At 40.7% G+C, this 1048-nt stretch carries 1 protein-coding gene; it reads left to right on the top strand.

The window, feature by feature from the left end; all coding sequences use genetic code 11:
• A partial coding sequence (locus B9G53_RS00265) for an NACHT domain-containing NTPase (protein WP_141211654.1) occupies positions 1 to 1048 on the top strand: 1048 nt, incomplete at both ends.

The following is a 1048-nucleotide window of genomic DNA, read 5'->3' as shown; positions in this document are numbered from 1 at the left end:
TGTTCCACTAGGATTAGTGGAACGGAAGAAGATCCCGCGCCGAAAACTGGATGTTTTGCCAGAGAGAGGCTCAGAACTCTATGACGAGAGCAGAAATGAAGGGTCTAATGCTGGCAAGATAGAGGAAATAGAGGTTACTAAACGGTTTGAGTATGAGGAATTTTTAGAACAGGTTATACGCCAGCGAAAAAATATAAAGAGTCAAGTCAATAGAATTACGATTATTGGTGAGCCAGGAGCAGGAAAAACAACTCTCCTTCAGCAAATTGCAAAATGGATACGCACAGAATTTTCAGAATCAATAGTTATCTGGATATCGTTAGCAGATTTGCAGGGCAAAACGATAGAGTACTACCTAGAAAAAATCTGGCTAAAAAGTATCATTCGTGAAGAAGGGGGAACGGAAATTTCTGTAGCAGATAAAAGCAACTTTTCAGATCAATTTAAGCAAGGGCGCGTCTGGATACTGCTGGATGGTTTGGATGAAATGCAGTCTCGTGGAAATTCATTGAGTGAAATTCAACGTCAAATTCAGGAGGGAGGATGGGTGCGGCAGGCACGCTTGATTTTAACTTGTCGGTTAAATCTGTGGGATGGAAATTACAATACCTTAGCTGGTTTTGAAACGTATCGCACTTTAGATTTTTCTTATCCCGCACAAGTAGAGCAATTTATTCAACAGTGGTTTGCACCACGAGGAAAGAAAGATTTAGGGCAGGCACTATGTTCTGCATTGAAAGAACCAGGGAGAGAACGAATTCAAGATTTGGCTAAGAATCCGTTACGATTGACTCTCCTATGTTTTAGTTGGTATCTACAACAAGGGAAACTACCCGAAACTCAAGCAGAACTATATCAAAAATCTATAGACCGATTTTATGAATGGAAGCAGGAACAGTTTCCAACAACATTCACACAAAGAGAATCTCTGAATCATGCATTAGCAGAACTATCTTGGCAAGCAATTGATGATACTGATAATCGACAACAGGCTCGATTTCGACTGCGTCACGAATTTGTCCGCCGCCACTTAGATAAACCACTACTA

The organism is Pseudanabaena sp. SR411, from assembly GCF_002251945.1.
Taxonomy (GTDB): Bacteria; Cyanobacteriota; Cyanobacteriia; order Pseudanabaenales; family Pseudanabaenaceae; genus Pseudanabaena.
Note: the sequence above shows the minus strand (reverse complement) of the source record. Positions and strands in the feature narration are given on the sequence as shown.